At 46.2% G+C, this 24,704-nt stretch carries 19 protein-coding genes; 7 read left to right on the top strand and 12 right to left on the bottom strand.

Annotated elements, in window-relative coordinates:
* Positions 1-373: 373 nt before the first annotated feature.
* Both QUA45_RS04935 and QUA45_RS04930 read right to left on the bottom strand, forming a co-directional pair.
* Positions 374-595, bottom strand: coding sequence for a hypothetical protein (locus QUA45_RS04935; RefSeq protein ID WP_333035640.1), 222 nt, complete (start codon positions 593-595; stop codon positions 374-376).
* A complete protein-coding gene (locus tag QUA45_RS04930; protein WP_333219770.1) occupies positions 592-2,361 on the bottom strand; it encodes a S8 family peptidase in 1,770 nt (589 codons plus the stop codon). Before QUA45_RS04930 ends, QUA45_RS04935 begins: the two co-directional genes overlap by 4 nt.
* 254 nt (positions 2,362-2,615) lie before the next feature.
* Here QUA45_RS04930 and QUA45_RS04925 point away from each other — a divergent pair, with 254 nt between their 5' ends.
* From QUA45_RS04925 to QUA45_RS04915, 3 genes are all read left to right on the top strand, one after another.
* Positions 2,616-3,032 carry a hypothetical protein gene (locus QUA45_RS04925; protein WP_333047263.1) on the top strand — a complete coding sequence of 139 codons (417 nt, stop codon included), beginning with the start codon at positions 2,616-2,618 and terminating at the stop codon, positions 3,030-3,032.
* Positions 3,033-3,320: 288 nt separating this feature from the next.
* Complete coding sequence (locus QUA45_RS04920; RefSeq protein WP_333219763.1) at positions 3,321-5,030, top strand: pentapeptide repeat-containing protein; 1,710 nt, start codon at positions 3,321-3,323, stop codon at positions 5,028-5,030.
* Between the two features lie 7 nt (positions 5,031-5,037).
* The gene (locus QUA45_RS04915) at positions 5,038-5,199 is read left to right on the top strand and encodes a hypothetical protein (protein WP_333219761.1); all 162 of its coding nucleotides are present in this window, start codon (positions 5,038-5,040) and stop codon (positions 5,197-5,199) included.
* Positions 5,200-5,308: 109 nt separating this feature from the next.
* Here the strand turns inward: QUA45_RS04915 and QUA45_RS04910 are convergent, their stop codons facing one another.
* The 7 genes from QUA45_RS04910 to QUA45_RS04880 form a co-directional block, all read right to left on the bottom strand.
* Positions 5,309-6,379, bottom strand: a complete 1,071-nt coding sequence (locus QUA45_RS04910; RefSeq protein ID WP_333219760.1) for a patatin-like phospholipase family protein — start codon at positions 6,377-6,379, stop codon at positions 5,309-5,311.
* A 232-nt stretch (positions 6,380-6,611) separates the two neighbouring features.
* A complete protein-coding gene (locus QUA45_RS04905) occupies positions 6,612-7,142 on the bottom strand; it encodes a peptidoglycan-binding protein (RefSeq protein ID WP_333095674.1) in 531 nt (176 codons plus the stop codon).
* A gap of 1,013 nt (positions 7,143-8,155) precedes the next feature.
* Positions 8,156-10,249, bottom strand: coding sequence for a HEAT repeat domain-containing protein (locus tag QUA45_RS04900; RefSeq protein ID WP_333219759.1), 2,094 nt, complete (start codon positions 10,247-10,249; stop codon positions 8,156-8,158).
* Positions 10,250-10,461: 212 nt separating this feature from the next.
* On the bottom strand, positions 10,462-10,821 hold the full coding sequence (gene nirD, locus QUA45_RS04895; protein ID WP_333095670.1) for a nitrite reductase small subunit NirD: 360 nt from the start codon (positions 10,819-10,821) through the stop codon (positions 10,462-10,464).
* A gap of 201 nt (positions 10,822-11,022) precedes the next feature.
* Positions 11,023-13,587 carry a nitrite reductase large subunit NirB gene (nirB, locus tag QUA45_RS04890; RefSeq protein ID WP_333219757.1) on the bottom strand — a complete coding sequence of 855 codons (2,565 nt, stop codon included), beginning with the start codon at positions 13,585-13,587 and terminating at the stop codon, positions 11,023-11,025.
* A gap of 288 nt (positions 13,588-13,875) precedes the next feature.
* Positions 13,876-14,664: an ABC-2 family transporter protein gene (locus QUA45_RS04885; protein ID WP_333219755.1), complete on the bottom strand. Its 789-nt coding sequence runs from the start codon at positions 14,662-14,664 to the stop codon at positions 13,876-13,878.
* Between the two features lie 121 nt (positions 14,665-14,785).
* Positions 14,786-15,766 carry an ATP-binding cassette domain-containing protein gene (locus QUA45_RS04880; RefSeq protein ID WP_333219753.1) on the bottom strand — a complete coding sequence of 327 codons (981 nt, stop codon included), beginning with the start codon at positions 15,764-15,766 and terminating at the stop codon, positions 14,786-14,788.
* 198 nt (positions 15,767-15,964) lie between these two features.
* On the opposite strand from QUA45_RS04880, the gene QUA45_RS04875 reads away from it, so the two are divergent.
* Positions 15,965-16,774, top strand: a complete 810-nt coding sequence (locus QUA45_RS04875; RefSeq protein WP_333219751.1) for a calcium-binding protein — start codon at positions 15,965-15,967, stop codon at positions 16,772-16,774.
* 60 nt (positions 16,775-16,834) lie between these two features.
* Here the strand turns inward: QUA45_RS04875 and QUA45_RS04870 are convergent, their stop codons facing one another.
* Both QUA45_RS04870 and QUA45_RS04865 read right to left on the bottom strand, forming a co-directional pair.
* Positions 16,835-17,869: an NAD(P)-dependent alcohol dehydrogenase gene (locus QUA45_RS04870; RefSeq protein ID WP_333219749.1), complete on the bottom strand. Its 1,035-nt coding sequence runs from the start codon at positions 17,867-17,869 to the stop codon at positions 16,835-16,837.
* A 149-nt stretch (positions 17,870-18,018) separates the two neighbouring features.
* Positions 18,019-18,822, bottom strand: coding sequence for an SDR family oxidoreductase (locus tag QUA45_RS04865; protein ID WP_333095657.1), 804 nt, complete (start codon positions 18,820-18,822; stop codon positions 18,019-18,021).
* 275 nt (positions 18,823-19,097) lie between these two features.
* Here QUA45_RS04865 and QUA45_RS04860 point away from each other — a divergent pair, with 275 nt between their 5' ends.
* Entirely contained in the window at positions 19,098-20,024 is a 927-nt protein-coding gene (locus tag QUA45_RS04860; RefSeq protein ID WP_333095655.1) for a DMT family transporter, read from the top strand.
* 178 nt (positions 20,025-20,202) lie between these two features.
* Positions 20,203-21,060, top strand: a complete 858-nt coding sequence (locus tag QUA45_RS04855) for an Hpt domain-containing protein (RefSeq protein ID WP_333095654.1) — start codon at positions 20,203-20,205, stop codon at positions 21,058-21,060.
* A gap of 139 nt (positions 21,061-21,199) precedes the next feature.
* Here QUA45_RS04855 and QUA45_RS04850 read toward each other — a convergent pair whose 3' ends face one another.
* Complete coding sequence (locus tag QUA45_RS04850; RefSeq protein WP_333095653.1) at positions 21,200-21,574, bottom strand: hypothetical protein; 375 nt, start codon at positions 21,572-21,574, stop codon at positions 21,200-21,202.
* Positions 21,575-22,063: 489 nt separating this feature from the next.
* Here QUA45_RS04850 and QUA45_RS04845 point away from each other — a divergent pair, with 489 nt between their 5' ends.
* On the top strand, positions 22,064-24,583 hold the full coding sequence (locus QUA45_RS04845) for an ATP-binding protein (RefSeq protein WP_333095652.1): 2,520 nt from the start codon (positions 22,064-22,066) through the stop codon (positions 24,581-24,583).
* Positions 24,584-24,704: the final 121 nt, after the last annotated feature.

The following is a 24,704-nucleotide window of genomic DNA, read 5'->3' as shown; positions in this document are numbered from 1 at the left end:
AGACTAAATTAGTAGATGCACCCTGATTAATTAACTCCCGACCAATTTTGGTTTGGGGTTTTTTTTTGCCGATCGCAAGCTGAGCCACAAATTTCCGCAAAATCTACCAAAGTGTCCTGAAAGAGGTGGTGTAAAGCCGGAGACTAAATTAGTAGATGCACCCTGATTAATTAACTCCCGACCAATTTTGGTTTGGGGTTTTTTTTTGCCGATCGCACCCCCTCGTCGCCAATGTTCGCAAATTCTACCAAAGTGTCCTGAAAGAGGTGTTTTGAGGCGGGAGATTAAATTAGTAGATGCACCCTGATTAATAAACCCCAGCCAATTTTGGCCGGGGTTTTTTTTAGCTCAAAAGCTGCCTTAACCAATTAGGCTAAATCGCCTCAAAAGACTGCACCTCAAGAACCGGGCCGATCATGGCAAAAGTCATCACATCCTTGCGGACTTCACCTTTAACACTGACTTTCAAACCAGCTTTTTTCAAATCAGAAGGAGCATCCTTAAGTTCGTAAGTTTCCCCATCTTCGCCGACCAAAGCCCAAGTACCGGGACCCAATCCTTTGCGTTCAATTACACCTTTGACAGTAATACTCATGCCGATCGCACCTCTGTTTTAATTGCTAAACGTGCCAATCCAAAACACAGTAAAGCATTGACAATCAAGAATGTTTGTGATACCAAACCTGTGCCCAATCCCCAGACTGCGGGAGACACAAAAGCATTCACCGCTAAACTGCTGGCAAAACCGATCGAAATTGCGATCGCGATCCACTTCCACTGTTGATGTCCCAACAGCAAAGCAATCAAAATCCCAGGAATCAAAACGCTAGCAAAAAAGGGATTCAGCATACTGCTGCCATTAATTGCGCCGCCGAGTTCGGGAATAGAACTGCCCATCACCCGCATCGGCCACTGCGGCAAGTCAAATACAAACAAGTTCCGCAGGAAAAAGAACCCAGAACTCCCAGCCATCAAGCCGCCGGAAAAGCCCCAAGTCCACTGGAACGGAAAATAATTCCGCAAAAAGAAAGCCAGCAGGTAAGAACCGAGCACCATTGCAATTTTAGGCAAGAGGGCGACTGCACCGCCGTCAATCCAAAAGCGGGGGTTGAGATACCCGTTATCGCGCAGCCAGCGGAAGAAATCGCGGAAGTTGATTTGTCCGCGCTGGGCTAGCTGAACTGCTGCGGCTGCGTCTAGGTGTCCTGAACCAAAATGGTTTAACGGATCTTCAGTGACAGTTCGCGAGGACTGCAAGAGTACGCTGCGAATTTCGTCTGGTTCTGTGATGCCGGAAGCCTTGACAAGGGCTGCAACTGCTGCAACGTGGGGAGAAGCCATGCTAGTGCCTTGGTAGCCTTCAAAGACTTCGGCGCCGGTTTCCGGGTCGATCGTACTTTGCAGGATTTTGCCCATTTCAGAACCGCCGGGGGCTGCAATGTCAACCCCTGCGCCGAAATTGGAGTAAGAGGCTTTTTCGTCGTCGGGGCCGAGGGCGGAAACGCCGATGACGTGGGGATAGCGGGCTGGATAGGAAGCGGAACTGTCGCCGGAGTTGCCGGCGGCTGCGATGATGACAACACCTTTAGAGTGGGCGTAGTCGATCGCCTCTTCCATTAACTGACTTTCGCCACCGCCACCTAAACTCATGTTGATGACATCTGCGCCGTTGTCAGCAGCAAATTTGATCGCTTCGGCGATGTCGGAAACCGTGCCACCACCGCTGCCGCCTAACACTTTTAGCGGCATTAAAGCTGCTTCGTAGGCAATGCCTGCAACGCCGTAATTGTTGTTAGTTGATTGGGCGACTGTACCTGCGACGTGAGTACCGTGGCCGTTGTCATCGTAGGCTTCGGCGCGATCGTTTACAAAGTCGTAGCCCGGTACAAATTTGGTTTCTTTTAAGTCAGCGACTGGAGTAATACCCGTGTCAATTATCGCTACTGTTGTGCCGCTGCCTTTGGTTTCGTTCCAGGCAGATTCTACGTTGATACTGCGGAGATTCCACTGCTTGGTATACATGGGGTCGTTGGGAATCTCGAAAGCGCTGTAGACGTAGTTCGGTTCAATGTATTCGGTATCTTTAGCCAAATTTGATTTTCTCAGGGCGTTTAGCAAAGTGCGATCGCCCTTAACTACATATACATTGTCGCCTGCTGAGAATTCGCTGTTGAGTTGGGGTGCGACTTGGTACTGTTGGGCGATCGCATTTACTTCTTTCGCAATCTCAGCAGCACCCAAATCTTCGCGGAAATCCAGCACAATCGAGTCGTAAGTGCCTTGAGTAGAAAGTCCTGGGAAATTAGAAATCGCCCAGCCGAGCCCGATTAAAAATAAGCACAGAAGGAAAAACTTTTTCATGGCCGATCGTCCGTTTAGGGAAGGCTTGTTCACCACAATAACCCAATTTTCACCGCCAGCGCCAGTTTTCCTTGCTGCGACTTGTGGGGATCTCGCACGCGGGCGTTTGGTATTTTTCGGCGGTGGCTGTTGCTCAATCAAAAATTGCTCTAATTTCTAGTTTAAATTGCAGAGCAAGTTTTACGACTTCAATTAATTGTATCATTAGAGAAGATGAGAAACAGAACCTGGACTATTTTCAACAAGGGTATTGCATGGAAAGAGGTTTAATGTGGCTGCCGCTGCTGGCAATCTTTATCGGGCTGGCTTGGGCTGGATGGAACGAGTATCAAAAGCTGGAAGCGTATCGCGTCTGGGCAGAACAATTCGCTAAAGCCAAGTACGATATTTATGCTGTACTCGGTCAGCAAGAAGACAGTTTAACTTGGGGAAAACCTACTCGCAGCGGGCCTGTGAATTTGCAAACTTTTTCTTTAAAAGACGTGCAGTCGCTGCGGTTGTTAGTCAACTCTCAGGCAGTTGATTTAGAGTCGCCCCCAAGTTCTGGAAGTCCAATAGCCCTCGAATTTTTGTTGAAAGATGCTGCTGCGGTGCAGGTTCCTTTTACAGAAATTCCTCTAGCGACTAAATGGGGAAAACACTTGCAGCAAGAATTGCAGCGCTTTAGGTAAAAACAGTCTCCGGCGGGGGAGCGTATCACATATGAAATCGGCTACTTGAAGTTACAAAATTCTGTAAAACTGGTAGTAGAAATAGAACTTACGCAACAAATCCTTTGAAGTGCCATCTATAGGGGTAAAGTACCCACGGATCACCCGGAGGACATGAGTTCTTGCAGTAATGTAGTAGGAGTAGTGTCCCCGTGCCTAGCCCGCTCGTGTTCCGTGCGTACCTTACAGTTAAAGTTATTGACCAGCGCGTCCTAAAACAGCTAAATTGCCAGCCCCCCAATCTGCGGAATGCAAACACAAGAATTTTTACAGCGCTATCAACAGGGAGAGCGCAACTTTGGTCACATTGACCTCAGCGGCGCTAGTTTAAGCGGTGTTAACCTGCGAGATATAGACCTCACTGGTGCTAACTTGACCGGCGCTAATTTAAGCTGGTCTTTTTTGAGCAATGCCAAGTTGATAGGGGCTTGTTTGCGCCGCGCGGATCTCCGCAGTGCGGGGCTAGCTGGGGCGAATCTGAGCGGGGCAAATTTGAGCGGGGCAAATCTGGCTAAAGCGGATTTGCGCCTTGCTTGTTTGGAAGCAGCAGAACTCAATTGGGCCGCGTTCCCCGAAGCGGATTTGGGCGGTGCTAATCTTCAAGGAGTTAAATCTGATCAGATTAATTTGGCTGGGGCTAAACTCGACGGCGCGAAGTTGATGGCGGCGGAATTGATGGAGGCGAATCTCAACCGCGCCAGTCTTGTTGGTGCTAATTTAACGGGTGCTAATTTGCGGGAAGCGCATTTGGTGGAAGCGAATTTGCGATCGGCAATTTTAATCGGTGTAAATTTGATTGAATCTGACTTGAATGGCGCTCAAATGCGATCGGCAAATCTGACGGGCGCTGACTTGCACCGAGCTGTGCTGGCGGGGGCGGATTTGACTGAGGCGGTGCTGGATAACGCTGATTTGAGTCGAGCTAATCTGGCGGGTTCTTATTTATTGAAAGCGAGTTTTAAGAAGGCACTTTTGCTGCGAGCTAACCTGCAAGGAGTGTATTTACTGCGAGCTGATTTGAGCGAAGCTAATTTGCGAAGTGCTGATTTGCGGAAAGCTGATTTGAGTGGCGCTTATTTGATGGATGCGATGTTGGGTGAGGCGGATTTAAGAGAAGCTTGTTTGATTGAGTGCCGTTTGATTCGGACGAATTTGGAGGGGGCGCAGCTTACGGGTTGCTGCATTCAAAATTGGCAAGTTCAAGATGTCGATCTGTCGAGAGTTGACTGCAGCTATGTTTTTACTCAGTTTGATTATACTGCGAAAGTTGCGGCAAATCGCTTTCCGGTCGATCGCGATTTTGAGTCGGGGGAATTGGGGCGGCAGCATCAAGAGGACAGTTCTATTGTCAAGGTGTCTTTTGAGGAAGCTCCTAATTGGGAGGCTTTGGTTTTTACGCTGCGTCGGGTGGAGTTGGAAAGCCGCGAACTCAAATTGAATGTTCAATTTTTTGAGTCTGCGGGAGAACAAAATTTACTGAGGCTGAGCGCGAACCGTTTGGTGAACGGCAAGATTTTGGGCGATCGCATTTTGGATCTTTATCCAGATATGTTGGAAAAGGTTTTAGCCAAGGACGCGGAGATTTTGAGTTTGCTCGACTTGGCTGTTCCTAGTAACAATGCGGAGCCGGCGGAGCCGAGTCACAAAGAAATACTGCTCAGAAGACAGGAAATCTACCAGCGAATGGTGCGCCAAATTTCGTTTATTTTGATGTCTCAGACGCCGGATAAATTCTCCGAAAGCGTGCAGCGGCTGTTGGATTATTTGAAGCAGCAAGGTATCCCGACAGAGCAGATTCAAAAGAAAGTCATCAGTCAGGCGATCGTGCAGCGCGCCAAGCAAGACCCGGCTTTTCGGGAACAGTTGCTCGCGTGGGAGAAAACGGCGTCCGATCGCGTTCGCGGTTCGATGATGGGGGAAGCGGTGCGGTATGCGATCGCCCTTTTGAGCGATTATTAACAGTTAATTGTTAACACTTGAAGTCGGAGAGCGGCTAGCGGCTAATACCCGCACTTGCTCTTCTGCGTCGGAAACTGCAAGCATCGTGCAGCGGGCAAAGCAAGACCGGGTGGTTCGGGAACACTTGCTTAAGTGGGAGAAAACGGCTTCGGAGTGCGATCGTTGTTAGGTAATGGGGGAAGCGGTGCGGTTTGGGAGGCCCTTTTGTGGGAATGAATACACACAAAAGGGCCTCCCCATTAAAAATCTTCCAACCAGAGCTCGATTTAACTGTGCGGTTAATTAGAATATAGTTCAGTATCTTCCTTCAAAAGCTTACACAACTCATCCAAATCTTTCTTACTGTGTTCAATCAGTTTTTCACCTCGGTTCTCTAGGTACTCAATATTACTGGGACTTGCGTTGTCGATTTGATCGTGACCATTATCGCTACTCAATTGAAGTTGAAAACGATAGTAGTTTCGGTTATTTTCTTTATCTCCTTTAGTGACCATTAGCTGATCGAGTTCATAAGCAACCGATTCGCTTTGGCCATCTAGAACAACGTTAATTAAGGGAATAGCCCATTTTAGTTGACCCCAATTTTTTGCTTCTTTATACTTATATTTCTTAGTTAGTGAGCCCGTACCTAAAGAAACAACAAGGGTCTCAGTACGTTGTAGTTCTTCACCAGTCTTTTTCTTGTAAGAAATCATCGCCTCCATCATTGCAAGTGAGGAAGGATTATTTGCAATAATTCCGCCGTCTACAAAAGCGTAATATCCCTCATCGGTATGATGTCCCGTTTCGAGTTGGTAGGGTGGAAAGAATGTCGGTGCAGCAGAAGTTGCCATTGCTGCTTCCCACATTTTGAATCCCGTACATACTTTCCGGCTCTCAAAACTCTTGATTTCCTCTGCGTCCCGATTGCTTGTAAAAAAAATTGGTGCTCTGAGTTCGATATCATAGCTCGGAATAAAAATTTCTCGTAATGCCTCTTCAACCTTAGCTTCACCTAAAAGATCCTTTAAAACTTGTTGCCTACCTTTTGGGTTGTGCTTGGGTTGTAACAAATCATCAAAATCCAGTGGAACATACTCATTAAAAATTTTTTGTCCATATTTGCGATAGAAATTTACAAGTTCGGCAGCGGTATACTCTGGCTCACGATTGATGCTAGAGTCTGAGTTCTTTCTAGTTAAACCCAGTGCTAAAATTCCTCCTGTTGAAGTGCCTGCAATAAAATCAAACATTGCTGCTATGCGTTTTCCTGTGCGCTCTTCAATGTAGTTGAGAAGGATCGCAGGAATAATACCCCGAATACCACCACCATCAATTGATAGAATTCTTCTCTTGAATTTAGGACCCATCACATTTACTCCTTTAGATATTGCTTAAATTATCAAGTGAAATGAAACAAAATTATACAGCATTAAAATACCAACAGCCCACGTCATCATATGGTTTCCGGTTGCATCGAAATAATAAAATCGAGTCAACAGTTAACAGTCAAAAAAACATTTTTCGAGCAACCAGTCAACAGTCAAAAGTCAACAATTATTTCCCTCGTGCAACCGGAATTTATATGAATCCAACCCGTCGTTAGTGCGGTAACTTGCTCAGGGCGTGCCAAGTTCTATAGCCGACAATTCCATCTTGCGGTAAAGCCTTGCTGAGTTGCAATTGTCGCACTGCTACATCTGTCATTGTCCCGAAGAATCCGTCAATGGAGCCGAAATAATATCCATTGATTTTTAAGACATTCTGAACAATTTTAACAGCATTACCAGAACTGCCCTTCATGACTATCGGCATATTCACAGGTGCACCAGAGTATAGTGTTTCCCAAGTGATAGGGCCGACAATCCCATCTTCTTTTAAAAAGACGCGGTGTTGATAACCTTTGACCGCGTTTTGAACTTGCACACCGAAGATACCGTCAATCGGGCCGAAATAAAATCCCCAATGATATAGAAGCTGTTGTAGTTCCTTGACAGCTTGACCTGTTGAACCCATTTGTAAAGTGGGTTTGTTTACTCCAGTGGTTTCAGCAAATGCCAGATTTGATTGAGCAGTAGTATCGGCGACGAGAGCCATAGTTTCATTGTTCAAGCTTCTTTCTTCGGTGTACATAATGTGGTTTTTCTCAACATTTAAGTTTTAGTCTTTGATATTTCAGGTATAACTGGTGGGATTTGTGAATGCACAGTCACTTTTTGGAGTGTCACTCATGTGAGTGTCACTCGTTTGAGTTAGTCCCAGTGTTAACTGTTAATTTCTCTTCCGGCTGCGCCGGAATGATATTCTGAAAGAATCTTAAGAGTGCAACGAGGACAAGTTATGCCTAAACGTCTAAAGTTGGAGTCTCCTCAAACTTCAGAAAGAAGAGTTGTCTAAACTTTATCGTCAAGCATCGCCTCCAATTGAACGGACGCACTACCAAATAATTTGACTCTTGGCAACCGGACAAGTTACAGAAGATTTTGCTTCGACCACGAGCTAATGTCGTAACTCGATATATCGCGAAAGTTCCTTGTTACAATTCATATTATTTCAGTGCTGCCAAGTTCTTCTAAAGCAACCTTCTTTGATTAAAGAGATCACTTGTTTTCACGGGTGGCAAAAAACCATAGCTAGATCATTCCGGCACAGCCGGAATTGATATCATCCGGATAACCGCAGCAGATATCAAACAAAGCCGAGATGTCGCCACCCGGCTCAATTCACTCTGACCGCGGGCGAGAATTCACAGCCTGAGCAATCTGCCCCTCTTGTTTCTCAACTGCCACCAGTTCGTAAGTCGCCAGAGTCTTATTAATCCGCGCTAAAAAGCGAGCATTGCACGGTAACTCTTTAGCAAGGGTGGAAGAGCAGGTATGATTAATTTTCTGAAGTGCCTAAAGGATTGTTTCCAGTTATATCAATTCCGGTAGCATCGGAATAGTAAAGTCCAGTCAACAGGCAAAAATCACAGATGGTGCAACCGGAATCCATCTAATTCATCTGCATTAATCTGTGTTAATTTGCCCTCATCTGCGGTCAAAAAAAGAGAATTTATCGGGCCGCAGATGACAAGAGATAGACGCAGATTCACGCAGAGATAGAGAACAGAGATAGGAATAATTCCGATGCTAACAGATTTGATGTTACCAATCTTGACTGCGTAGCCGGCGACCCGCTAAGGCCCGGATTTGCTCGTCGCCGTCGGAAACGGCAAGCGATCGCAACAACGGCACAACTCCGGGATTTTCGGGATAATGTTCGATAATCGCTTCGAGCGCTGTAAATCGAGGATTGTAAGGAAAAGAACCGTTTTGATTGTCAACATCGCTCAAAGCCCGATCGCGCAAAAACTCAAACATTCCCGGCTCGTCTTTCCATCCACGCATTAACTCTACCAGGGCGATCGCCCGCACCTGCGAATCTTCATCGTTTTGAGCTCTACTTTTGAGCCACTCGAAAGTTTGAGACTGATTTGTCCGCGCCCGGGCTAACTTTTGCAAAGCCATTTGCCTGACAGCCGGACTCTCATCGCCCTCTGCTTTTGCCTCCAGCAGCATCCAAGTTTCAGGGTTGTCAGGCCAGTTGTAAGCGAGTTCAAGCACCGCCGTTGGGCGGACCAGGGCATCGCTAGAATCGAGCTGAATTTTCAGCCAAGGCAAGGTTTCCTGGTCGTCGGGCCACCCCCGCACGATCGCCCGCACCAGCACGCTCAGCAGGTGAGAATCTTGCTCTGACTCGACCAGGCTTTTGAGGAAAGGCAGCGTCTCGCCCCGGTGAGACCAGCGTTTTGCGATCTCTTCCACGGCAGTTTCTCGGACGTTCAGGTGTCTGTCTGACTCGGCGACATTTTGCAACCAAGTAAAGACTTCGAGACGGGGTGACGGCAGTGTGGCGACAGCTTCCACTACTACTTGTCGCACAGTCCAGTAATCTTCGGAATCAGCTATTTTTTGCAGCAGGGGCAGGGTTTCTGGGTGGTCGGACCAACCTGCTGCTATCTGTTTTAGGGCTATTTCGCGCAGGTCGGCGTCGCGATCGCCCAATGCTATATTTTTCAAAAAAGTCAGAGTTTCGGGGTTCCCGGCCCAGCCAGAGGCAATTGCTTGCACTGCTGCCCGCCGGACGCTCGAACTCGCGTCGGACTCGGCTAGGGTTTTCAGCAGCGGGTAAATGTCGGGCTCGCCGGGCCAGTGCGAAGCCAATTCTTCTAAAGCTGCTGTCCGTACTTCTTTGCTGCTGTCGGATTCGGCTAGGGTTTTCAGCAGCAGGCAAACGTCGGCTGCTGCAGGCCAGCCCGCTGCCAACTCCCGCACCGCTACTGTTCGCAGGATAGAACTTCCTGTCTGGGCAAGGTTTTTGAGCAGGGAGACGGTGCCTAAAAGGCTGTGCCAACCTCGGGCTATTTCTTGCCACGCTGCGACTCGCACTCCCAAATTTTCGTCGGATTCGGCGGCGGTTCTCAGCAGCAGCAAGGTATCTGTGCGATCGGGCCAATTAGAGGCTAACTGTTCGAGTGCTGCGGTGCGGACTGCGGGACTTTGATCGAACTGAGCCAAGGCAGCCAGCAGCGGCAATGTATCGCTCGTGTCTGGCCAACCACAAGCCATTTCTCGCACACAGGTCGATCGCACTGCCCAGCTTTGATCGGATTTGGCGAGGTTTTTGAGCATCAGGTAAATTTCTGGCTGCTCTGGCCAACCGCGGGCTATTGCTTCGACTGCTGTGGCTCGGACTTCGCCGCAGTCACTGGAGTGAGCGAGTATTTTCAGCCAGGGCAGGGTTTGCGGGTCGTTTTTCCAAGTTTGGGCGATCGCCGCGATCGATCGATTGCGAATTTGATAAGTTTCCTGCAATTCTTGAGCGCTTTGATAAAGAATCAGGAAACCCGTGCCGTATTGCGATAACTTTTTTAAAGCGTTTAACAGTTTTTTTTCGGTTTTTTTATTAACATCATTTTTATTTTTTAACAGGCATTGCGCAGCTAAAAATAAATTAATAAATTTTTCTGGTTGACCGTTTTGCTCGGTGAGATATTCTATAATTTCGCTTGCTGTTTCTTTGTCGAGCTTGGCTGAAATTTCTCCGAGGACTTCGTGTAAAGATTCGTCCCGCCAGTGCTGGCCGAAAACTTGTGCCTTGAGTTCCCCCCAAGTCAGTTGACCGATTTTGAGTTGGGCATGGATTAACTCTGCTACAGTCTGGGGATTATTTTCGGAAACAAGTTTTTTTAACAACATACCGATACCCTGCCCGTGAAGTTTGTTTGCATTCAAAATCCGAAACCATATCCAGTATTAGTTTAGAGTTTGGTGAGCCTTCCTGGAGTAGGTCGCTGATTCACTCCATTTTATACCACAACTACGGGGTCGCGTCCCAATGCAAAATCCGCCACCACCCAGAGAAATGTTAGGTGTTGGCGGATGGCGCTCGAACAATTAAGCCGCTGAATCTAGCTAATAGCTACTTGGACGCGATCGGCTGCAACCCGAACCGCAAAAGTCGGAATTTTTACCGTTTCATCATCGAGACATTGCCCGGTAGCCAGACTAAAGTTTTGTTTGTAAATGGGAGAAGCAACTTTGAGAGTGCCGTTGCGATCGCCCACAATTCCCCGCGACAAAACAAAAGCTTTGCTAAACGGGTCGTAATTGCTAAGCGCATAAACTTCATCTCCGTTTCCCACTCGGAAAATCGCCACTTGTTCGCCTTTAACTAAAGCGCAAACTCCAGTATAAGGGGCGATCGCATCGAGAGAACACACATCTACCCAAGTTGTTACTGTATCGGAAACTTGTAATGATTGAACCATCTTCTTTTCCTGTTAATTTACTTTAATTTCATTCCCAGCCTCCGGCTGGGAACGTAGGTTTCGAGGCTCTGCCTCCCCGAAGGAGTCTCTGGTTCACGGTTTGAGGAGGCAGAGCCTCCGGGACTTCATTCCCAGGCAGAGCCTGGGAACGAGATTAAATCTTGCTCCCTCCCCTGATTCAAGGGGAGGGCTGGGGAGGGGTTATTCCGAAACTCCAACCAGAGCCTTTTCATGTTCGTTAGCAGGCCGCGCTTGTCCCCGTTCCGCAACACGAACAATACTCGGATCGGGCAAATCGGAATTCACAAAATGCTGGAACCGCTGCACCTTTTGTGGGTCTTCAATCGTCGTTTTCCACTCACATTGATAAGTGTTAACTAAATGTTCCATCTGCGCTTCTAATTCAGCACAAATGCCAAGAGAATCCTCAATTATTACCTGTTTCAAGTATTCAATACCGCCCTCAAGCTTATTCAACCAAGTAGCAGTGCGTTCCAATCTATCTGCCGTGCGGATGTAGAAAACCAAGAATCGATCGATATATTTAATCAGCGTTTCCTTATCGATATCCGTCGCCAGCAAAACCGCGTGTTGTGGCTTAATGCCGCCATTGCCGCACACGTACAAATTCCAGCCGTTTTCCGTAGCAATGATCCCAAAATCCTTGCTTTGAGCTTCCGCGCATTCGCGAGTGCAACCAGAGACAGCAGATTTGAGCTTGTGGGGCGATCGCAAACCGCGATAACGCAATTCAACCTCGATCGCCAAACTCGTTGAATCCTGCACCCCAAAGCGGCACCAAGTGCTACCAACACAAGATTTTACAGTACGCAGAGCCTTACCGTAAGCGTGTCCCGACTCAAATCCCGCATCAATCAACCGACGCCAAATATGCGGCAATTGATCCACGCGAGCTCCAAACAAATCAATCCGTTGCCCGCCAGTAATCTTAGTATAAAGCCCAAAATCCCTGGCAACTTCACCCAAAACAATCAACTTATCAGGAGTGATTTCTCCCCCCGGTATTCGCGGCACCACCGAATAAGTACCGTCGCGCTGAATGTTTGCCAAAAAGTAATCGTTTGTATCTTGCAAACCGACGTGAGACTTCTCTAAAATGTGGTCATTCCAAGTAGAAGCCAGCATGGAACCAACAGCAGGCTTGCAAATTTCGCATCCCTTACCTTTGCCATGTCTTTCAATCAACTCCTCAAAGGTTTTAATCTCTTGAGAACTCACTAAATGGTACAATTCTTGACGAGAATATTCAAAATGTTCGCAGAGATTATTTTTGACTGCAAACCCAGCTTTTTTCATCTCCGACTTAAAGATATCCGTGACCAAAGGCACGCAGCCGCCGCAGCCAGTACCAGCTTGAGTGCATTTCTTGACGCTGGCAACATCGATTAAATTGCGATCGCGAATCGCTGCACAAATCTGACCTTTGGTAACATTATTGCAAGAACAAATTTGAGCAGAATCCGGCAAACTGTCTACTCCAAAACCCGCTGATGCTCCCCCTTCTCGCGGTGGCATTAACAAATCTTCGGGATGCGGCGGCAGAGCAATTTCATTTTGCATGAATTGCAGCAAAGTGCCGTAAGCAGAAGCATCTCCCACGAGAATTCCGCCTAAAATTAGACTGCCGTCTCGATTTAAAACTAATTTTTTGTAAATGCCTTGAAAGGTGTCAGTGACAACAATTTCTTTAGCATCGCCCGACTTGGGAAAAGGATCTCCAAAACTAGCGACATCCACCCCCAATAATTTGAGTTTAGTAGACATATCCGCACCTGTAAAAGTGCTTGTAGCGGGGGAATCCTGCCGGCCATCGGCTGCACGGCTCAAAGTATCTGCTGCTACGCTTGCCATTGTATACCCAGGCGCAACTAAGCCGTAGATGCGATTTTGATAAAGCGCACATTCTCCGATCGCATAAATGTCAGGATCGGAGGTTTGGCAGCTATCATTTATGATGATACCACCGCGTTCTCCTACTTCTATACCGCAACTTCTGGCAATTTCGTCGCGGGGGCGAATGCCAGCAGAAAACACAATCATATCTGTTGCCAATTCCGAACCGTCAGCAAACAGCATTTTAGTAACTTTGCCATCTTCGCTGACAATTTCTGTGGTAGATTTGCTGGTATGAACCGAAACCCCCAACTCTTCTATTTTGCTGCGGAGAATTGCACCGCCCATCTCGTCAACTTGCACGGGCATCAGCCGCGAGGCAAACTCAACTACGTGAGTTTTTAGACCCATATTTTGGAGCGCGTTTGCACATTCTAGACCTAACAAGCCGCCGCCAATTACTACACCACTTTTGCAATTTTTAGCGTAATCTGACATCGCTTCTAGGTCGTCAATTGTCCGGTAAACAAAAGTCCCTGTAGCGTCTTTGCCTTTAATTGATGGCACAAATGGATAGGAACCGGTGGCGAGAACAATTTTGTCGTAGGTAACTTCTAAACCGTTGGCTGAAGAGACTATTTTGTGTTCCCGGTTAATGGCTACTGCTTTGTCGCCGATGTAAATTTGAATGCCGTTTTCTTGGTAAAATCCCGGTGCAACTAAAGATAAATCTCCCGCTGTTTTGCCAGAGAAAAATCCGCTGAGGTTTACGCGATCGTAAGCAACACGCGGTTCTTCACAAAAAGTAATTAAATTCCAGTGTTTGGCAGCATCCGAGCTGACCATTAACTCTAGGAACTTGTGACCTACCATGCCATTGCCGATTACAATGAGGTTTTTTTTGGCTGTCATTAGAATCTTTTTTATCCCGTTTATCAGTAGTTGGGTTTATTAATATAAGACTTTATTGTAAACTTTTGTACTTATATATACAAAAAATGGGTGTTTATGCAATTGTCGAATACTTTCGATTGCATTTTTGCATGATGTGTGCGATCGACTTAAGTAGGCGCATCAGTGGATTTTAGATTTTAGATTTTCTTCACAGTTAAAAATGGTGCGTCATCTAAGTGTTTTTGACAAAACGATTGACATTTTTAGTGTGACGCACCTTACAGTTTTATAATTTTTAATTATTATTTAAGCTCCCATGCTCGAATACTGCTTCAAGCCCTGTCGCCAAAGCCAGCGATTCCACACAAAAAACACTGCACTCCAACCCAGCATCACCAACAAACTGCGCCCTACATCTACGGGCAATCCGATCAAGATTGAAGCGGGAAAATGAATCAAATAAGGAAAAGGGGTCCACAAAACTACTTCGCGCACGGGCGCGGGAAACACTTCTAGTGGCGCGGTAATTCCCGATAAAAACAGGTAAATTAAAGACCAGAATTGCTCGATCGCACTTGCCCTCTCCAGCCAAAAAGCAAACAGCGCAAAAGTATACTGTATCAGAAACCGCAAACAAAAAGTCAAGACGATAACCAACAAAAATAGCAAAAACCTGCCCAAACTCGGCAGCCAAAAAGACTGCGGGCAAATTGCAAAAAATAGCAGCACTAATCCGAATACAAAGGGCAGCCTTGCAAACCTTTCGGAAACGTGAGATACGAAGTGGTGCCATACGGGATCGAGAGGCTGCAACAATCTATTAGATAGCTTGCCTTGCACTACTTCCTTTTCAAACTCCCAAATTACCCAAACTACATTTACTTGCCTGACAATGAAAGTGGCTAAAAAATAACGGGCAAAGTCGAGGGAATTCAGCCCAAATTGACCAGTCTTGGCCGCCTGCATCCAAACACCCATCAAGATAAATGGCAAAGCTCCCGACAGGGCCCACAAAAACAATTCTGCCCGGTATTCGAGCATATAAGCGTAGTAGGTAAATAATAAAGTTTTAGCAATTTTGATTAATTTTGTCATATCAATTTTAGATTTAATTTTTCGGTGTTAGCAACGGGCTAGATGCCCGCTGCACAAAACATTGAAACTCTCGCGGAACAGATATCTTGTCTTTTATGGAGAATGAACCCAGCCAAAAATATTACACTTTTCCCGTGCGGAAAACGCGACCGATTACCTCTTCAATTGGCGGGTCGGTAACAGTCAAATCTATCACTTCCAACTCCGCCAAAATCTTCGCCACGCTCACCGTCAGCTCTTCCCTTTTCACTAAAAAACGCACCGATTGTCCCTCAATAGATTCTACCTCCCCGTAAGCAAAAGCACTATCTTTTGCCAGCGGCTTAGCTAATTTTACCTGAACTTCCCGATAAGGTGCAAACCTGTCGAGCAATCCGTCTAAACTACCATCATAAACTAATTGCCCTTCATGGATTAACAAAACGCGCTTGCACAAAGCAGTAATGTCCGCCATGTAATGGCTCGTCAACAGCACCGTTGCTTGATAGCGCTCGTTATATTCTCGCAGAAATTGCCTGACGCTAAACTGTGCGTTTATATCCAAACCTAAAGTCGGTTCATCTAAAAATAATACTTCCGGCTGGTGCAGCAGCGCCGCCATTAATTCAGCTTTCATTCGTTCGCCTAAAGAAAGCTTTCGTACCGCCTGATTTAACTTGCCTTCTAGTGACAGCATCTCTGTCAATTCTCCGACTCGCCGCCGATAATCTGTATCGGGAATGCCGTAGACCGCGGCATTGATTCGCAGAGAGTCAAGCACAGGTAAATCCCAAATTAACTGCTGTTTCTGCCCCATGACTAAGGTGATTCTTTGCAGAAAATCTGCTTCGCGGCGGAAAGGAGTACGATCGCACACACTCACCGTACCCGCAGACGGATAAATCAAACCCGTCAGCATTTTCAGCGTAGTAGTTTTGCCCGCACCGTTAGCACCGAGAAACCCCACGAATTCCCCCGGTTCAATACTGAAAGAGACGCCCTCAACTGCTTTAATATTGCGGTAAGTGCGACTAAAAAAGTGTCGCACTGTTCCTTTAAGTCCCGGTTCTTTAATCGCTACTGGATAAACTTTGCTCAAGTCTTCAACTAAGATAATTGGCATCGGCTCAAATTTTAACTTTTATTTTAATCTAGGGTATTTCCATCAGGCTTGTGCCAAGATGGAGCGATCGATATCTCTAGTAGGGTTCGCCAACTATTGCTCGCTCGCGAGTGAGAAAGTAACGGTGTTCGGGCGCACCCTACTAAACGGTAGAATATTGAACAATATCCATGCTGACATTGCACAAAGTTTACAAATATGGTACTCACACCAGATAATTCAGACATCTCTCGTTTGTTAGGAGACAATTCTTCTGAAAATATTACACTTGCACCAGGACAACTTGCTAGTTTTCCTGGGGGACTTTGGATGCTGGGCGGGAATGATACTGTCACGGGATCGTCAGATGCAGAACGGATTTTTGGCAACGATGGTAAAGACAGCCTGTTAGGCGGTGTCGGCAGTGATTCTATTTACGGTGGCAAAGATGATGACGATGTGTTAGGAGAAACTGGCGAGGATTTGTTGACAGGAGATAGAAATAGCGATTTCCTTAATGGGGGTGGGGGAAATGATTTGCTGCGCGGAGGACAAGGTGTTGATTTGTTAGTGGGCGGTGACGGTAATGATACTTTAATTGGCGACAGAGAGGTAGATATTTACCAAGGTGGTGCAGGTAGCGATGTATTTGTTTTGAGAGTCGATCAAGCGGGAAGCAGAGTAGTGGGAATTGAAGTTCCTGACGCGGTAATTGTGGATTTTGATAAGTCTAGCGATTCGATTGGCATTAGTGTGCCATTTACCAGCAGCAATATCTCCTTGGAAGAGGTAAGTTATAGCTTGAACGATCCGAGACTGCTGCTGATCGATCCTTCAACTATAACGGGGGGAACGAGTTTGTTAGCCAAGGGTGGCATCTCGCAGCGAAGTCTCGATCCCGATGGCAATGGCCGCGTGGAAGCTACTAATATTAGATTCGGTTTTACGAATGCTTTGTTGGGTACTGTTTTGAATGTGACCCCAGCCGATTTAAACGGTCGTTTTATTAATGCTAATTCTTTGCTTTAATTCGTGGGTTATATATCCCTAGTAGGGTGCGCCTAGCGCACCTTACCCATTACGCATTATCTAACTCACCGTCAAAACTGCGCGATAGCGCACTTGATTGTCCCGTACTTTTTGCATTGCTTCATTCGCTTGTGCGATCGCAAAAACTTCGACAATCGGCTCAATCCCAAACCTCTCTGCAATTGACAGCATTTCATTAATCATAGCGCGACCGCCGATCGGCGAAGCCATAATTCGGCGCCGCTTTGTCAGCAACGGAAACAAGGGAATGCTCAACGGTGCGTCCGGAACCCCCACAAAAGCAAGCGCACCGTCAGAATCGAGAAAATCAATGTATGGAACCCAATCTAAAGCAGCAGGAACAGTGCTCAACAAAATATCTAATTTGCTGCTGGGCGCTTGAGGAATTTCGCCTTTTCCTACTACAATAGCTTCGTCCGCCCCCATTTTCTGTGCAAATTCTGCCTTATCTTGGGAAGTAGTAAAAACTGTAACGCGGTTGCCTAATTTTTTCGCAAATTGCACCGCCATGTGTCCCAAACCGCCGATGCCGAGAATGCCAATTTCTTGCCCCGAACTCATCCCCGCATTCCGCAAACCTGCATAAACCGTAATTCCGCCGCACAACAGCGGCCCCGCTATTTTGGAATCGATGCCTTTGGGAATAGGAAAAGCAAAGCGGGAATCTACCATCAAATAATCGGCAAAACCGCCCGGGCCTGTAACAATTAATCCCTGGTTTTCATCGCAGAGATTTTCGTTACCGCGCAAGCAGTCGCGGCACTGCAAACAAGACGACCTTTGCCAGCCCACACCAACGCGATCGCCCACTTTTAAATGAGTCACTTGGGGCCCTATTTCTGCCACTTCTCCGATAACTTCGTGGCCGGGAACGAGAGGATATTTTGATTGACCCCAATCGTTGTCAATCATGTGCAAGTCTGAGTGACAGATGCCGCAAGTTAACACTTTTATCAGACATTCATGTACTTTGGGAGGTTCCACATCGAATTTGTATTCTTCAAGCAATCCCCCTGTTTTTTTAGCTGCTAGTGCTTTGATTTGCATGGTGGTGTTTCCTGGTTTGTTTGCCATTATAGTGTTCGGGCCGGGTTTAACACTCTCTTTCTTTAGTTGTATATATTCAAGGGAATCTGGCACTAGGACTCAGGCGCGTTACTAATAATTTGTCTGGTGCGCCCTGGGTACCTTACCAATTACCCATTATCCATTACCACTTAGGATTATAACTTGCCCTTTTCCATTGCCCACTGCATCAAACCGGGGAACAAACGATAAGCTTCCGATGCCAAAAAAGCAGGGCCGACGGTAACTTCTGCACGCTGATTTTTCACAGCATCCCAGATAGCTTTAGCAATATCTTCTGGCTGAGTTGCCCACTCAGATTTCAGCATTTTGCTCATTTGCTGGCGGCGCGATTCGACTGCGGGTTCGTCTCGATCGCGAAATTGAGCTCTTTCTAAAAAATCGCTGTTAATCAGGCCCGGATGCACGGCGCAAACGTGAATACCTTGAGGCGCTAATTCCAATCGCAAACTTTCTGTTAAACCGGTTACTGCATATTTGCTGGCACAATAAGCAGTCATTTGAGGCAAAGGCATTTTGCCACCAATAGAACCAACATTGACTATTGTGCCAGTTTTTTGTTGCAGAAAATGTGGCAAAATTTCTTGAATTGTGTTAACGCAGCCCCAAAAATTGGTATTCATTAATTGCTGCCAGTCTTCGGAGGTAGTGTGCTCGGTCGCCCCCGTGACACAAATGCCGGCATTGTTAACCACAACATCGATGTTGCCGCAGGTATCTAGGGCTTTTTGGACGATCGCGCGCACTTGATGAATATCGCCAACATCCCCCGGAATAGCTACAGCGGAAGTGCCTTCTCGCTGCACTTGAGCCGCTGCTGCTGCCAATCTCTCTGGCTGGCGAGCTACCATCACTACATCGTAACCTTTACTTGCAAATAAAATTGCTGTTGCTTTGCCACTTCCTTGAGAAGCGCCTGTAATCAAAACTGTAGGAGCCATAGATAGTTATAAATTGTAAGTTTGTAATTTGTTTTTTACGATATTGAAACTATAACAGAGGTTAGGTAATTTTAGGGGCGGTCTATATTAATAATTATTGAGTATAAAAATTATTTGTGCTTCGGGAATGGTTTTTTTTTTACGAACCGCGAAGGGGCGAAGGAAGAGAGGAGAGGAGAAGAAGAGAATAGAAATTATTCATAATTTGTGAGAAAATTGCTTTGTAAATTTTCCCAATGCCCAATGCCCAATGCCCAATGCCCAATGCCTAAATAATGAATCTTCCGAAACAAACGCCTAATTGGTCGATCGCCCTAGTGTTAATTATCGGCGTTTTAGCCGTCTCAACTTCCTCAATCTTAATTCGGCTGGCTAACTTAAAAGCAGGCGCGGGCGGTTTGGGTTTCAGTCTGGTACTCGCGGCTTCTCGTCTGACTTTATCTGCTGTAATTCTGCTTCCTGCTTGGCGGAAAATTCAGTGGAACGCTTTGCAACCGGGAGCTCGGCGCTATGCTGCTGCTGCGGGTTTGTGTCTCGCCCTGCACTTTGCGCTGTGGATTACCTCACTTTCTTATACTTCGATCGCCGCCTCGACTGCCCTCGTCACCACTAATCCTGTGTGGGTAGCGCTGTTGTCGCGCTTCTGGTTCGGGGAAAAACTCAGCAAAATGTCGATCGCTGGCATTACTGTAGCCCTGACTGGGGGAATGGCGATCGCCCTCGGAAGCACGGGCGCAGCCCATGCTGGCAGCAGCCAACTGCTTGGCGATTTCCTGGCTATGGCTGGTTCTTGGGCTGTCAGCTTGTATTTGCTGCTGGGCCGGGAAGCTCAGCGGCGGGGACTGGGAATTGGTGGCTATATCGCGATCGCCTATACTGTTGCTGCGATCGTTTTGCTGCCTCTCCCCTTCGCCTTCGGCACTACTTATACTAACTACCCAGACATTGTATATTTTTATATTTTGCTAACGGCCGCTTTGCCTCAGTTAGTCGGCCACACCATTTTGAACTGGGCCGTAGTGCAGATTTCCCCAACTCTGGTAACTCTTGCCATCTTGTTTGAACCGGTTGGGGCGAGTTGGTTGGGTTATTTGCTGTTTGGGGAAGTGCCGGCGCCGGCGGTACTCGCAGGTGCTGCGGTGCTGCTGTTGGGGGTAGCAACCGCTACCGTCGGAGCAAAAAAAATCACTGTCAACAGTTAAGAGTTAACATTTTTCAACATTGCCACTACCGTTGCCGTGAGTCAGAATAAAACAGATTAGGGCTTAAAAACAAAAATAACTCGTCGCTTAAATATTGGTTCCAAACTATCAAATGTCTGACTAATCACTAATGACTAATGGACTAATGATATTCGGGTGCCTTTCGGAGAATAAAATTATGTTGCCAGAACAACTACAGCGGATCATCGGCTACTTTATCGAAGAAGCCACAGAACAGATCCAAATTATCGAACAAGGCTTGCAAGATCTGCAAAATACCCTGCCAGCTCCCCAAAGAATACACCAGCTCATCCGAGCCTCGCACTCGATTAAGGGGGGAGCAGCTATGCTCGGATTTAGCAGCATTCAGCGAATTTCTCATCGGTTGGAGGATTATTTAAAGCTGCTCCGAGAATGTCCGATCGCCATTGATAGCAGGCTACAATCGCTCTTAACCGAAGTTTTTGATATTTTAGCAGGCCTCGTGTCAAAGGTTTCTAAGGGTTTTGGGCTCAACCACGAAGACGCAAACCAAATGCTCTCCCTCGCCGAACCGGTTTTTGACGAACTCGACGCTTACCTGAGATTGCGAATTCCCACTCGCCTGACTGTGAGAGCTACTACGGACGAACACATTCACGTTTTCTCCGGTTACTGCACCTCTTTGAGCGAATTTTCCTCGGCTATTGCTTCGCGCGTCGGTTTGCTCGGAGGCACTATTACCCGCCACGATCGGGATAGCCAGGGCATACGCCTTTGTATTGACATTTATCTGCCGCCTTACACCAGGATCGAAAACATCCGCCAAGCTGTCGAACTCTCCGGCGCTATTATCGGAAATGTTCAGACGCAGCGAGACTTTTCGCTGCTGGCGACTGCGGATTATCCGGTTTACCAAAGTGCGATCGAACCTCCCGCAATTTGCATCGGATGCCGCTATTATTACGGCAGAAGCGACGGTGGCTACCTGCTCAATTGCACGATCCATCCCCGCGGCCCGGAAACAGAAGATTGTCGCGATCGCGAACCGGAATAACCGCTGAAAACTCAGCCCTCGGAAGCACGATTTGCCACCCGAAAAACTTTCTTCTGAAACCAATATTTTCCCTGAAACATTTCACACTACCCCCCTGCCAAATTCTTTTTGAGTTCCTAGATAATTAGATCTTTGTCTTTTAGATAACTAAATCCTTCTTCCTTGTGAAACCTCCCCTAACCACTGATACCCCAACTCGAATTAATTGCATCATGCTTGCAGGATGAGCGATCGCCCAGACATTAATTGTCAGACAAGTGATTGCCATAACTAGCAAGATGTATGTCGGAGGCATGACTACCCCGATCGCGAACCAGGTGAAAACGTGAAATATCATTGCTGTAGCCCAAAGGCTGGCAACAACCACAGACGCCCAAATTTGGATTCGAGGTCGGTTTAGTCCTATCAAAATCGCTGTTTGCAAAGTAGTCAGCAAGTTTGCCGGAACTAAAAAGGCACAGATAGCTATGCAGTAGGTATGAGAAAATTCAGTAACTGTATTGAAGTCGATCATCAGTCTAATTGTCGGGCCTGTTGGGTATACTTAAAGAGCTTAGCGTGACTTGACTTTCAGATCTTGTCACCATTACCTTAACTTAATATTTCAGTAACTAGGCCGCTCTGGAGACGCATTTCTCTCTCCCTTTTCCAGCAGGCAAAATTTTACCACAAATATTAAACTTTTGGGAAATTATTAAACATACTTGAAGAATGGCAACAATTGCTATGATAATTAACATCGGGAAGCGATAGTATAGAAGAGCCAAGTCGGTAAAATTTCTAGAATGCTGAGGCTGGTATAACAGCAACAAATACTGCAGGCTGGTTTTCGACTAAATCATTTTTGATTCGCTGAGTATCGGATGATTGATTCTCACCGTCCATTAAGGGATCGAGCCGTTATGCGATCGAACAATATGAGATTATTATGGAAAAGCCAATTTGCTCTCAAATTTCAAATCAATAGAACTCTCTCCAAATTTTACAGCGGAAGACAAAGCAAATGGATCAACAAATCACAATTCCCGCACTCGAAGAAATTGACTTGACAAACTGCGACAGAGAACCCATTCATATATCGGGGCACATTCAGCCACACGGGGTGCTACTTGTGGTACAAGAACCTGAACTAGAAATACTGCAAGTCAGCGAAAATACGCAAGATTTGTTGGGAATTGATGCAGAAAGTGCGATCGGTAAAAATTTGAGCGTATTATTCAATCGAGTTCAACTAAAAAAACTCAATCTTTGTTTGCGTAATGAAAACTTAAAAACTGTTAATCCAATTAAACTCTCTGTCACAAACAAAGGTCAATATTTAGAATTTGATTGCATCCTCCACCGAGTAGAAGAAGTATTGATTGTCGAGTTAGAATTAGCCACAAACCCAGAAAATATTTCTGTTTTTAGTTTTTATCATTCAGTGAGAGCCACTGTCAGTAAAATTCAAAGCGCCCCAAATCTCAAAGAATTATCTCAAATAACTGTAGAAGAAGTCAGAAAAATATCTGGTTTTGATCGAGTTATGCTCTATCAATTTGACTGCGAAGGCAACGGCGCTGTGATCGCTGAAGCTAAAGCAGAAAACCTAAGTCCTTTCTTGGGATTAAACTACCCCAGCTCAGATATTCCCAAACAAGCCCGACAACTGTATACGTTAAATTGGCTGAGGTTGATCCCCGATGTTAATTATCAACCCGTCCCCCTTGTTTCAGGAAACAATGCTCTTACCACCCAGTCTCAAAACCTCAGTTTCAGCGTGTTGAGAAGCGTTTCTCCCATTCACATAGAATACCTGCAAAATATGGGCGTTGCAGCTTCGATGTCAATCTCATTAATCAAAGACAAAAAACTGTGGGGATTGATTGCTTGCCACAACTATACACCAAGACACCTCAACTATGAATTGCGCGCAGCTTGCGAATTTATCGGGCAAGTAATGTCCTTAGAACTCCAATCAAAAGAAGGAAACGAAGACTACGACTACAAATTACACTTGAAATCGATTCAGACCAAGATTTTTGAAGACATATCCACGTCCGAAAACTTGTCACAAGTGTTAGTTAAATGTCAGCATAATTTGCTAGAAGCAGTCAACGCCCAGGGAGCCGCAATAGTATTTGGGGACAATTGCTATCGAGTCGGGCAAACACCTCAAGGAGAATCCCTCAAATACTTAACTCAGTGGGTGCAAAAGCATTTAAATAAAGAAATTTTTTATACAGACTCGCTGACCAAATGCTATCCTGAAGCTGAGGAATTTAAAGACACGGCTAGCGGGTGTTTGGCTATAGCAATATCGCCGACGCAGAAAATATACATTTTGTGGTTTCGCCCCGAAGTAATTAAGACAGTAAATTGGGCGGGCAACCCTAACAAACCAGTTGAAACCGATGAAGATGGCAACCCTCGACTGTCTCCTCGGAAATCCTTCGAGCTGTGGAAAGAAAATGTGAGGTACAAATCGTTGCCTTGGAAACAATGCGAAATAGACGCTGCATTGGAACTGAAAAAAGCAATGATTAATATAGTGCTGCGCCAAGTTGACAAACTCGAAAAATTAAATACAGCATTAGAAGCATCAGTCGCCCGAGAACGCGAAAAAACTGCTAATTTAAAAACAGCAATGTCCGAGCTTAAGCGGGCGCAAACTCAATTGGTGCAAAGCGAAAGAATGTCAAGTTTGGGACAGTTGGTGGCGGCGGTAGCTTATGAAGTCACTAACCCGATTAACTTTATCTATGGAAATCTTAGTTATGCCAACGAATACAGTCACAAAATGCTGAATTTATTGCAGCTTTACGAGCAGCACTATCCTTCACCTTCGCCAGAAATTCAAGCCCAAATAGAAGCAGTAGAATTAGAGTTTATAGTTGAAGACTTGCCCAAGTTGCTGGGTTCAATGAAAGTAGGAGCTAACCGCATCCGCGAGATAGTTCAGTCGCTGCGAAATTTCTCTAGAATTGACGAAGCAGAGATTAAACCAGTTGACATTCACGACGGATTAGACAGCGCTTTGCTGATTTTGAGCAACCGACTCAAACCGAAGCCCGATCGCCCAGCAATTCATCTCATCAAAAAATATGGATCTCTGCCTTTGGTTGAGTGTTACGCAGTTCAAATCAACCAAGTATTTATGAATGTACTGGCAAATGCAATTGATGCTCTCGAAGAGGCTTTTGTCAACAATAATTTATCGCCGCAGGGCGGCGGCGAAGAGCCAGTTAAGTACGGACAAATTCGGATTGTGACTGAACTTTGTCCCGGAGAAAAAGCCGTAGCAGTTCGGATCGAGGACAACGGTTGGGGCATGGAAGAAAAAGTTCGCCAGAAAATTTTTGAGCCGTTTTTTACCACAAAACCGGTGGGCAAAGGTGCGGGGATAGGTTTGGCGATTAGCCATGAAATTGTCGTAGAACAACACGGCGGCAAATTGACTTGCATTTCTGCCCCCGGAGAGGGAACTGAGTTGATTATTGAGATTCCATTGAGCCAAACTCATCCCACACCCATTGTCAAGTGAAAAAAAATCCGCGCTAGCGAAGCTATCCCGAAATTAGGAAATCGACCCAATTCACAAATCGAAAATTCGATTAAAATACAAAAGCAGCTAAGTAGATTTGAGCCAATTCAGAGGAAGCTAG

The sequence above is a fragment of the Microcoleus sp. Pol12A5 genome (assembly GCF_036701435.1).
Lineage (GTDB): Bacteria > Cyanobacteriota > Cyanobacteriia > Cyanobacteriales > Microcoleaceae > Microcoleus.
Note: the sequence above shows the minus strand (reverse complement) of the source record. Positions and strands in the feature narration are given on the sequence as shown.

Coding starts and splice junctions, on each gene's coding strand:
- QUA45_RS04850 (WP_333095653.1), bottom strand. CDS start 21,574: ATGATCGACTTCAATACAGTTACTGAATTTTCTCATACCTACTGCATA.
- QUA45_RS04930 (WP_333219770.1), bottom strand. CDS start 2,361: ATGAAAAAGTTTTTCCTTCTGTGCTTATTTTTAATCGGGCTCGGCTGG.
- QUA45_RS04885 (WP_333219755.1), bottom strand. CDS start 14,664: ATGACAAAATTAATCAAAATTGCTAAAACTTTATTATTTACCTACTAC.
- QUA45_RS04925 (WP_333047263.1), top strand. CDS start 2,616: ATGGAAAGAGGTTTAATGTGGCTGCCGCTGCTGGCAATCTTTATCGGG.
- QUA45_RS04880 (WP_333219753.1), bottom strand. CDS start 15,766: ATGCCAATTATCTTAGTTGAAGACTTGAGCAAAGTTTATCCAGTAGCG.
- QUA45_RS04855 (WP_333095654.1), top strand. CDS start 20,203: ATGTTGCCAGAACAACTACAGCGGATCATCGGCTACTTTATCGAAGAA.
- QUA45_RS04910 (WP_333219760.1), bottom strand. CDS start 6,379: ATGGGTCCTAAATTCAAGAGAAGAATTCTATCAATTGATGGTGGTGGT.
- nirD (WP_333095670.1), bottom strand. CDS start 10,821: ATGGTTCAATCATTACAAGTTTCCGATACAGTAACAACTTGGGTAGAT.
- QUA45_RS04935 (WP_333035640.1), bottom strand. CDS start 595: ATGAGTATTACTGTCAAAGGTGTAATTGAACGCAAAGGATTGGGTCCC.
- QUA45_RS04865 (WP_333095657.1), bottom strand. CDS start 18,822: ATGGCTCCTACAGTTTTGATTACAGGCGCTTCTCAAGGAAGTGGCAAA.
- QUA45_RS04920 (WP_333219763.1), top strand. CDS start 3,321: ATGCAAACACAAGAATTTTTACAGCGCTATCAACAGGGAGAGCGCAAC.
- QUA45_RS04900 (WP_333219759.1), bottom strand. CDS start 10,249: ATGTTGTTAAAAAAACTTGTTTCCGAAAATAATCCCCAGACTGTAGCA.
- QUA45_RS04905 (WP_333095674.1), bottom strand. CDS start 7,142: ATGTACACCGAAGAAAGAAGCTTGAACAATGAAACTATGGCTCTCGTC.
- QUA45_RS04875 (WP_333219751.1), top strand. CDS start 15,965: ATGGTACTCACACCAGATAATTCAGACATCTCTCGTTTGTTAGGAGAC.
- QUA45_RS04845 (WP_333095652.1), top strand. CDS start 22,064: ATGGATCAACAAATCACAATTCCCGCACTCGAAGAAATTGACTTGACA.
- QUA45_RS04860 (WP_333095655.1), top strand. CDS start 19,098: ATGAATCTTCCGAAACAAACGCCTAATTGGTCGATCGCCCTAGTGTTA.
- nirB (WP_333219757.1), bottom strand. CDS start 13,587: ATGACAGCCAAAAAAAACCTCATTGTAATCGGCAATGGCATGGTAGGT.
- QUA45_RS04870 (WP_333219749.1), bottom strand. CDS start 17,869: ATGGCAAACAAACCAGGAAACACCACCATGCAAATCAAAGCACTAGCA.